Origin of the sequence: Burkholderia sp. Bp8992 (assembly GCF_003853705.1) — a bacterium.
Classification (GTDB): Bacteria; Pseudomonadota; Gammaproteobacteria; order Burkholderiales; family Burkholderiaceae; genus Burkholderia.
The window spans coordinates 1-9708 of record NZ_QTQI01000056.1 but is presented as its reverse complement, the minus strand read 5'-3'; the positions used below and the strand labels follow the sequence as shown (position 1 = coordinate 9708).

Below are 9708 nucleotides of genomic sequence, written 5' to 3'. Positions count from 1 at the left end.
AGCTCGCTTCCATCAAGCGCCCACACTTATCGGCTGTTAATTTTTAAAGAGCATTTCTGCGAGAAACTCCGTGTTTCCCAGCAGCGCTGCGTTTTCAGCAGCAGAGAAGCGAGATTATGAACCGTGTTTCGCAGTTCGTCAACAACTTTTTACATCACATCGTTGCGACCGCGGGGCTCAACTTCCTGTACCGCCGAGGCTGCTACCACCGAGCCTCAACAGCACCGCTTCCCTTCCTCCCGCGCCGCGTTTCCGTTAGCGCGAAAAGAGGCGTGATTCTATGCACCTCGCGCCGTTCCCGCAAGCCTTTTGTGAAGAAATTTGAAAAAGCCCCCGTGCGCTGCCGCGCACGGGGGCTTGGGGCTCCACGGGCGTGAATCCCTACGCGAACGGTTCCCTATAGATATGACGTATGCTGGTCTTTCCGCTTATATAGAGGGCAGCGGAACGGACAAGGAACCTGGCGCTGTCGAGTATCATGCCGCGACCGAACCACGCACTCATATCGACGATGGACAGCACGACTCAACCCGGCGACGCCGATCTTCGCGACGAATATGCGGCGCTGCGCGAACGCGCCATCCTGCTGGAAGAACAAACGCCGCCGCTGCTTCAGCGCATCTCGGATGTACTGCCGCGAATCAGCGGCGAATCCGAACTGGCGGACGAGCACCGCGAACGGCTCGTCGGCGCGCGCAACGCGGCGATGGTCTCGATCGAAAACTATCAGCAGGCAATCCCCTTCCTGCAAACAGCCGATTCGATCATCGAGCAGCTGGACAAGACGCCCGAGCGCGATGAAGACATCGAGTGGCGCGAATCGCTGCTGCAACGGCTCGACGAGCTGATCGACGTCGCCGTCGTGATGATCAACGATGCGGAAGACTACTTCGATCAGGCGCAAGCCTGCGACCTGTCCAGCGTACCGAAGTCCATCCTCGAGGATTGAGCGGCGCTGCCCGGGATTGCGCGGCGCATCGGCTTCATCTCGCGTGCGCCGGCAATCCTGATGTTTGTCCGGTCGACACTCGCGCCCTGACGCCATCAGCGCCGGGAAGGCCGCACCTCTCCCGCAAAAGCTCACCTTATAGTGGCAACTGTCCCGCAGTCGTCACTTGCCGTCGCTAAAGCGAGTCGAGCACGACCGTCTCGTTCACGATGGGCACGCGGATGTAGCCGCCCTCCGTGTCGCCATACGCATGTGCGTTCCCGTCGATCACATACTGCGCCGTCAACGCGCAAAGGGTCGCGTCTCGCGCATCGACGGAGCGCAGCGTCGACACGTCGATCCCCAGCCGTTCCAGCAATTGCAGGCGCTGAGTGCGCTTCTGCTTCGCCGACGCCACCGTCTTGCCCAGCATCGCGCAGGTAATCGCGTACGGATAGGTCTCGAAACTCGCACGACCGCCCGCGTAGTGCGCTCCGGTCAGCAATGGATAGGTGTCCGCCAGCGCGCGGTACACGCGCTCCCCGATGAACATCCAGTCGAAGAAGCCCGATATGCTGGCGACGGCCTGCTCCCGCGACGGTGTCGGAAAACACGAAATCCGTTCGCGCGCGAGCACCTGTTCGGCCGCCCGGCGACCGACGCCCGTCCACCATACGCTCGGTGCGTCGACGCCGACGGCCACGACGTCATGGGCGACACACAGCGCGGGCACCGCCTCGGGTGCAATCCGCGCTTCGCGGCAGACGACCGTCGACCCACGCAGGATCACGAGATCGCACAGCTTCTTGTCGCCCCCGACGTCGACACCCGCCACGACGGGCGCTTGTCGCGCGGCGACTTCGACGGATCGGGACGACGCCATGCGGGAACCTCAGTCCGCCGGCCGCGCGCCGTACGCGGTGTCGAAGATCGCCTCGAGACCGGGATGCACGCCGCGCATCGGGTCGACGACCGACTTCGCCCAGTCGAAATAGGCCTGCTTGCGCTCGAGCGGCCAGTCCGCGGGCGGATGCTGCGCGATGTCACGCAGGTTGCAGATCTTGTCGGCGAGCTTCACGAGCTTCGCACGGCGGCTGATGGTCGATGCATGCTCGACCTGCAGCCGCTTGCGTTCCTCCTTCGGCAACGACTTGTCGTCGGTGACTTCCATCACGATGTCCGCCACGTCCTTGCCGAACAGACGCAACAGCTCCTGCTCGGTCGTCTCCGTATCCTCGACCGTGTCGTGCAGCACGGCCGCGACGATCACGCGCTCGTCCTCGACGCCGGCCTCGTTGGCCAGCACGTCGGCGAGTGCGATCGGATGATTGATGTACGGCGACGCCTCTTCGTCCTTGCGACGCTGATTGCGATGCTTGTCCGCCGCGAACGCGATGGCGGCTACCAGCTTTTTCATATTTTCCCCTCGTGTGGCCAGACCCGCGACCGGTTGACCCGGCCGCGTGCGTTTCGGAACCGCTCATACTACCTGTACGCGATGCCCCTCCCGTATGCCGGCATCCCGGCGCGTCCCCGCATCACGCGCCGGCCGGCGCGCGCTGCAACTCGACCACGTTGACCCGCGCGCCGAAGACGTCCCTCACGAGCGGCAGCAGGTGGTCGTGGTGCGTCAGGAACAGCACCTGGGTTCGCGTCGACAGATCGCGCAATGCATCGAGCCCGGCCTTCGCGCGCGCATCGTCGAAATTGATGAACAGATCGTCGGCGACGAACGGCAGCGCAGTCCGGCTGCCGAGCTGCAACTCCAGCGCCGCGATGCGCAGCGCGAGGAACAACTGGTCGCGCGTGCCTTCGCTCAACCCGGCGACCTCGACCGACGTCCCCTTCGTGCGCCGTGCATACAACGCGGGCGGCGTCCGTTCGGTATCGACGGTCAGCTTCGCGAATTCGCCGAGCGTGAGCCCCGCGAAGATCTCGCCCGCGCGCCTGAGCATCGGCCCCTGCTTCTGGTCGCGATAGCGATCCGTCGCCCACTTCAGCAAGCGGCTCGCGGTAGCCGCCTCCAGATACTGTTCAGCTGCATCGCTCATCGCCGCCAGCGCTTCCTGCCGTTTCGACTCGGCGACGGCCGCATTCGCCTGGCCGTCGATCGCGCCGAATGCCTGGTCGGCCACGACCTGCTGCTGCGACAGCTCGTTCAGCCGCTTGCCGACATCGGCGAGCGACTGCTTCACGGCTTCGAGATGGGCCGGCACGTCGGCAATGTCCTGCTCCGCGACCTCGGCTTCGACGGCGGACCGGGACAGACCGTCACCATCGCGCACCAGTGCTTCGTGCGCGGCATCGACCGCCTGCCGAAGCTGGCGCTGACGATCCGAGCGCTCGGCCAGCGGCAGCGCCGCATCGATCGACGTGACGCCGGCCAGTTGCAGCAGCGGCTGGATGCGCGCATCGGCACCAGCCACTGCGGCAGCCGCGTCGGCGACCTTGCCGTCGGCCTGCCGCACGGCCTCGTCGGCACGACCGATCGCACGCGCGACTTCCCTGGCGGCCGCGAGGCGCATCGTCAAGCGTCGCGCCACGTCCGGCCAGTCGCCGCTCGCGAGCCACTCCGGCGCAAGCGTTTCGGCAAGCCTGCGCGCGCCGGCCTCGAGCGCGGCCAGCTCCGCACGGATCGTGGCGATCCGGTTGCGCGGCGCGTCGGCATCGGCCAGCTCGGCCGTCACCGCATTCGCTAGCCCGAGCGCGCCTTCCGCCGCGGCCAGCGTCGCCGCGCTCGCCGACAGTTTCGCGTCGGCCAGCGCGTCACGCCATTGCGCGTGCCACGCATCGTAGGCCGCCTGCGCGTGGCCGGCCCGTGATTGCGCCGTCGCGCAGCCGCGTTCCGCTTCCCGCGCGCGGTCCTCCAGGCTGTCCTTTTGCGCGATCGCTTTCTCGGCCGACTGCACGAAGGTCTCGGCGATCGCGACGAGCGCCGCCAGCCCGTCCGATTCGCCACCGCGCGATACCGAGCGCAGCACTGCACGCAGCGTTGCTTCCGCGCCGGCCCGGGCAGCACATATCGTGTCGTATTCGCGGCGCTGACGGTCGAGATCCGCCTGTGCGGCGAACACCGTTTCGCGCTTCGCGAGCCAGTCGCCCATCGCCGCCAGCGGCATGCCGGGCACCGCGGCTGTCGTGGCGAGTGCGGCCCACGCGTCGCGATGTGCGGCCAGTTCACGCTCGCGCTCATCCAGCGCGGCCTGCCTGCGCGTCACGCCGGCACGCGCGGACTCGACCTGCTGACGCAACGATTGCAGCGTCGCAGCCGCCTGCGTGGCGCCGAGCTGTGCGTCGACGAGTTCGTCGGCGAGGCGAATCGCGTCGTCGACTGCCGGTGCGCCAGTCGCGAGATCGACCGCGCCACTGCGGATATCTCCCCACGCACCATCGCGCCGGGCACGCGCCGCGAGCACGTCGGCGGTCGTGACGACCTTGTGGTTCTCCGCGAAATGCTTCTCCTGCAGTTCGAGCCGCTCGAGTTCCTCGAGCGCGCTGTCCCGTGCATCACGTGCCGCGGCGGCCGCACTCGCGTACTCGCTGTCTTCCTTCAGCAGCGCGCCGAGCCGCGCCGCCGACGGCACGTCGAGCGCGCGCAGCGTGTCGACCGGCATGCGCCACTGGCCGAGCGCATCGAGCGCGCCCGACAACGTGCGTTCGGCGGCAGCGATCTCGTGCGCCAGCGCCTGCTCGCGCTGGCCGCTGTTGCGAAAGCCCTGCGCATCGGCCAGCGCCGCGCGCAGCGCCTCCGGCACGTCGACGGTCGACAGGCGCGCCTGTTGTTCCTGCACCTGGGCAAGCTCGCGCGTGCGTTCGTCGAGCGATTCGCGCGCGCCGGCGAGCGCCTGGTGCAGCGCGCCGTGTTCGCGCAGCAGGTTCGTGACGGTCTTCAGCGCCAGCGCCGTCGGCAGCGATGCGCGCAGCGACGCTTCATCCGTCGGCCAGTTCAACTGCGCGGCCGCTGCACATGCGGCGGACACATGCCGCTCGACGTCCGCGCCCAGCAGCAGCAGATCCTGCGCATGATTCATGCACGCGCCGCGCAACCGATCGAGTGCTTCGATATCGGCTTCGAGCGCAAGCGTGTCTGCGTCCGCGTCGATTGCAGCGCGCGCCTGCCGTTTCGCGAGCAGGTCGGCGCGCCGTTCCTCGAGCACCTTCTGCTCGGCCGCGAGATCGCCCTGCGCCTTCAGTAGATCGGCATACGCGGTCGGCGGCAACTCGACGACCGCGCCCAGTTCGGCCAGCGCCGCGTCCTTGACCGTCAGCTCCTTCAGGTACGGCGCGAGCCGACGGACGCGTTCAAGCTTCGAGCGCAGCGTTTCGAGCCGGCGCTGTTCGGCACGCGCCTGCTCGATCTGCTGTTCGACCGCCTCGCGCGCGTCCTTCCGATCGACCCAGTCGCGCGTGCGCACCTGGACCGTCTTCAGTTCGGTCACGGCTTCGTTGAACGACGCCTCGGCCAGCGCGAATGCGCTGCCGCTCCGGCGCGGCGCCCACAGCTCGGCCGAACGCGCATCGAGCTCCTCGCGCACCGGCCCGAGACTGCCGACACCGGCGGCCGACTCGAACAGCACCTGCCCGAGCTTGTCGGATGCATCGAGAATGCTCCGGCCGCCGTCGACCAACCGCCCGTGATCGAGCCCGAACATCTGCTCGAAGAATTCACGCGTCGCACCATCGAGGATCGCGGCAAGATAATCGTCGGGTAGCTTGTCGTCGGCCGGCGTGCGCAACGGGCTGCGCCCGCGCGCGCGGTGGAACGCCAGTTCGCCGCTGCCGTTCCCCAGCACGCCGCCGATCCGCAGTTCGGGCGTACTGTGCAGGAAATCGAGCGGCGTCTGCAGTTTCATCCCGAACAGCAACTCGGATACGGCCGTGCGGATCGTCGACTTGCCGGCCTCGTTCGGCCCGACGATCACGTGAAAATCCTCGCCGGCCGACGGGAACCGCAGCGTCTCGTCGGTGAACTTGCCGTACTTGATCAGATCGAGCTGGCTGATGCGCATCGCTTACTCCCCCTTCGCCAGCCGCGCGAGCAACGCGGGGCCGACCTGCTCGACCAGCGCCGTCAGCTCGCCGGCGCGCGCCATCGCCAGCAACGGCACTTCCTCCTTGACGTCGCTGCGCACCTTGCCGACGAACGGCTTCAGGTCGCGCTCGAGCAGCGCGAGGAAATCCGGATCGTGCGCGGCATCGGCGAGGATCTGCTTCAGGTCCTCCAGCGCCTCGAGCTGCTCGCTTTCGCCCGGCTGATGATCGGCGGCGGACGTCGCAAGCCGGACCTTCTCGAGCCACAGCCGCTCGTTGCCGATGATGCCGATCTGGTTCAGCACCTCCGCGCGCAACTGCGGCCCGCGTCCGAAAAAGAGACCGTGCGCGGGTGTGCGCCCCGTGACCGTCACGCGCACTGCGCGCGGCACGTGGCCGTCGACGGTCAGCAGCGCCTCCAGCGACTGGCCGATCTTTCTCGACAGATCGGCCACCGACAGGCAATCGGACGCATCGACCGACACGGCTTCCCACCGAAGCACGTCGAGATACAGGCGTTCGACCTGCGTGCGGCCCTGCTCGACCGTCACGAGCACCGCGCCGCGGCGGCCCGTCTCGCGAATATGGCGCCCCTGCAGGTTGCCGGGAAACACGACCGTGGACGGCCCCGTCCATTGCTGGAACTCATGCACGTGGCCGAGCGCCCAGTAGTCGTAGCCCTTCGCGTGCAGTTCGGCCAACGTGCACGGAGCGTAGTTCGCGTGCGCGGCATAGCCTTCGAGCGCCGTGTGCAGCACGCCGATGTTGTAGCAGCCGGGCACCGGATCCGGATAGCCGATCGCGAGATTGTCGACGACGGCCTTGTCCTTGAAGCTCTGCCCGTGCAGTGCGACGTCGAATTCGGGCAGCCTGACGGTTTCCGGCTTGCGGTGGCCGAACACGGTGACGTTATCCGGCAGCGTCAGCTTCTTCGTCATCTCGCTTTCGGCATCGTGGTTGCCGCCGAGCACGAACGCGCGGATGCCGGCCTTGCGCAGCCGCCCCATCTGCTGGCCGAAGAAGATGCCGGTGTTGTGATCCTTCCAGTCGCCGTCGTACAGGTCGCCGGCGATCACGAGAAATGCGACTTCCTCCTCGATCGCACGATCCACGAGCTGCCGCAGCGCCTCGCGCGACGCGTTGCGCAACTGCGCGGCAGGCGCGTCGGGATAGGCGCTCAGGCCGTGCAACGGGCTGTCAAGGTGAATGTCTGCCGCGTGGATGAACTTCACGAAGATTCCTCTGTGTCGTGACGAAAGGGTGTACCGCCCGGGCGGGCCCGGTCGTCAATCGCAATCCTGGTAGCCGCCAAGTTTGCCGCAATGGATGCAGCGAAACACATACGCGGCCGGTGAACCGTCCTTGTCGAGCGCCGCGAAAAAGTGCTCCCACTCGTCGGCGTCGAGCCCGGCCGACGCGCGGATCGCATCGACGGCCTGCGGGCCGAACGCCTTCAGCTCAGCAGCACCCGCACGGCCGATGAACTGCGCGCCGTCGCCGCAATGCGTCCACCATCGCTCCTGCTGCCAGCCCCGAAAACCCGGCGTGCGATTCGCGATCTCGTCGACGACAGCTTCGGGCACCGCGTCCCATTCGCCCCCGCCGATGCCGTACGTGTCGGTAAAACTTGCATCGAGCCGCGTGTGCGCCGAGCCGTCGGCGATGCACCACGGGCAGATGCACTGCTCGTATTCGTCGACCGCGTACACGGGCCCGGCGTAAACGTAACCGCGCGCGTCGCCGCAGCATGCGCAACGTACGTCCGAGGCAATCACGCTGCCCGTCGCGAGCGGGTCGGGATGGTACCTGAAAGCGGGTAACGACATGGCATTCTCCGTCGGTCCGGATGATCCGGAAGCACGCGATGCGGATGCGAACGGCCATTGTGCCGCAGCACGACCGCGTTACTGCGGAACGTCGACCTCGGCAAACGTGCCGTTCACGAAACGATAGACGCGATGCGTGGCACCGCCGTGCGCGACAGACTCCCACCGGATGTCGATGCCGGCCGGCGCGTCGCGCCATGCAATCGCCCGGTACGGCGATTGCGTACCGGATTCGGTTTCGAGCGAAACGGAGTCGAGGCAGCTTTGCACGGGTAGCGAGAAACGCGGCACCGCGCGGCTACCGCGCAGCGCCAGCACGTAAAGCGTACCTTCTTCTCCCGCGCCGCAATACCCGGTCGGACGGCTGCTTGACGAACGATTGATGACGACCAGCACATGATCGTTGCCGTCGATCCGCTTTGCGCGATCCGACGGGAACGCCACGCTCGATGCATCGGCCAGTGCGCGCCGAAGTGCGGCCGGCACGCTCAACGCCGATGTCTTCTTGCCTGCCGCGTCGACCTCGATCAGCCTCGGGCGCGCCCATTCGATCGCGTGGCCGTTGGCCAGCCGCACCGATTCGGGCGCCGGCGTTTCGGCGGAGACAATGACCGCATGCGACACCAGCAGCACCAGCGTCGTGCATTTCAACGCAGCCGGGATCGTCAGGCCGTTTCGTATCTGCATGGATAGCGCGAACATATCGTGGAGTTCGTCGGTTGCGCCGGCGTACTGCGCGGGCGATCCCGGTTCAGGATCGCGCCGCGTGCATCATGCGGAACGACGTCCGCGGCCGATCGGCTGCATGCGGTTACTCGCCGCGCGGGACGGGCGGCGGTGCGAAGCCGTTGTCGTTGCCGGGGAACGGATTCGCGTTGCGGCGCAGTGCTTCCTCGTCGTTCTCCTTCTGCGCGAACAGCGCAACGCCGATCACGCCGACGTTCGCGGCATCGCCGTACTTCGAGTTCGCGACGTAGCTGTCGGGCACGGCTGCAAAGCGGAACGCGGCGACTTCGTCGCGGCTCTTGCGAAAGCCCTCGATCGTCAGCGTGCGGCCCGGATACAGCACGTAGCCGCCGTTCGTATAGCTGCCCGGCCGGCCCGACAGCACGTCGAGCCCGTCGACCGTCGACACGACCTCGAACGTGCGGTGCCCCTGGTTGCGCAGCACGATGACGTAGCGCGAACCCTCGACACCCGCCATGTGCCAGCGGCCGTTGCTGCGCGCGAGACGCAGCGGCGCACCCTTTTCGTCCGTGAACGACAGCGCGATGTCGCCATTGGCGAGCGCGACGCGGGTCGGCAGCCGGCGCACCTGTGAGGCCGGAGGATGTCCAGGCAGCGCGTCGTTGTAGTAGACCGACGCGAGATCGGTCGGCTTCGCCGGATCCGCGCGTTCGAACTCGACCTGGCGGGTTTCGGATCGCACCGACTCGCCCCACGCGGTACCGAGCCCGCGGCGTTCGCTGGCGTCCGGTGCGGCGGCAGACGCGGCGGTACTGGCGGACGGCGGGGGCGGCGCCGCGCAGGCGGCCAGCCAGAGCGCGCAGGCAAGCGCGAGAAGACGGAACAGGATGGTCATGATGTGATGCCTCGGAATGTTATCGGACCGCGCCGCGCCGGCCGGAGCGGTGTTTTGGTGTCGTCTGTCGTCACGATGTCGATCGGACATGTTGCCCTGGTTCGCCGGACCCGCCATTCCGGCGGCCCCGCAACCGGGAGCCCCGCTATTTAAGCATGGCGGGCGGGCAATGGGCAGGGGCCGCGCGCCCCAACAAAAAAAGGTTCATCGCGGGAAACCGTGGAAGCTTTCGTTGCAGTTGGTAACCTGACGCCAATGGGAATGGGCGTTGGAGGCCAAATTGCTGGATCGCAAAGCACTACAGGCGCTGGGCTGCTGGACGGGCTACCGGATTGAGCGAG

General features: G+C 67.1%; 8 protein-coding genes. 1 reads left to right on the top strand and 7 read right to left on the bottom strand.

Annotated elements, in window-relative coordinates; all coding sequences use genetic code 11:
• Positions 1 to 511: 511 nt before the first annotated feature.
• Entirely contained in the window at positions 512 to 949 is a 438-nt protein-coding gene (locus DIE03_RS37765) for an ATPase (RefSeq protein ID WP_226268374.1), read from the top strand.
• A 175-nt stretch (positions 950 to 1124) separates the two neighbouring features.
• On the opposite strand, the gene DIE03_RS37760 is transcribed toward DIE03_RS37765, so the two are convergent.
• The 7 genes from DIE03_RS37760 to DIE03_RS37730 form a co-directional block, all read right to left on the bottom strand.
• Positions 1125 to 1811, bottom strand: coding sequence for a DUF429 domain-containing protein (locus tag DIE03_RS37760; RefSeq protein WP_124457116.1), 687 nt, complete (start codon positions 1809 to 1811; stop codon positions 1125 to 1127).
• A gap of 9 nt (positions 1812 to 1820) precedes the next feature.
• Positions 1821 to 2345, bottom strand: a complete 525-nt coding sequence (locus tag DIE03_RS37755) for an HD domain-containing protein (protein ID WP_124457115.1) — start codon at positions 2343 to 2345, stop codon at positions 1821 to 1823.
• Positions 2346 to 2466: 121 nt separating this feature from the next.
• Positions 2467 to 5937: a YhaN family protein gene (locus DIE03_RS37750; RefSeq protein ID WP_124457114.1), complete on the bottom strand. Its 3471-nt coding sequence runs from the start codon at positions 5935 to 5937 to the stop codon at positions 2467 to 2469.
• 3 nt (positions 5938 to 5940) lie between these two features.
• Complete coding sequence (locus DIE03_RS37745; RefSeq protein WP_124457113.1) at positions 5941 to 7191, bottom strand: DNA repair exonuclease; 1251 nt, start codon at positions 7189 to 7191, stop codon at positions 5941 to 5943.
• 54 nt (positions 7192 to 7245) lie between these two features.
• The gene (locus tag DIE03_RS37740; RefSeq protein WP_124457112.1) at positions 7246 to 7785 is read right to left on the bottom strand and encodes a CbrC family protein; all 540 of its coding nucleotides are present in this window, start codon (positions 7783 to 7785) and stop codon (positions 7246 to 7248) included.
• Positions 7786 to 7863: 78 nt separating this feature from the next.
• Positions 7864 to 8472 carry a hypothetical protein gene (locus tag DIE03_RS37735; RefSeq protein ID WP_124457111.1) on the bottom strand — a complete coding sequence of 203 codons (609 nt, stop codon included), beginning with the start codon at positions 8470 to 8472 and terminating at the stop codon, positions 7864 to 7866.
• 124 nt (positions 8473 to 8596) lie between these two features.
• Positions 8597 to 9367 carry a hypothetical protein gene (locus DIE03_RS37730; protein WP_124457110.1) on the bottom strand — a complete coding sequence of 257 codons (771 nt, stop codon included), beginning with the start codon at positions 9365 to 9367 and terminating at the stop codon, positions 8597 to 8599.
• Positions 9368 to 9708 lie beyond the last annotated feature (341 nt).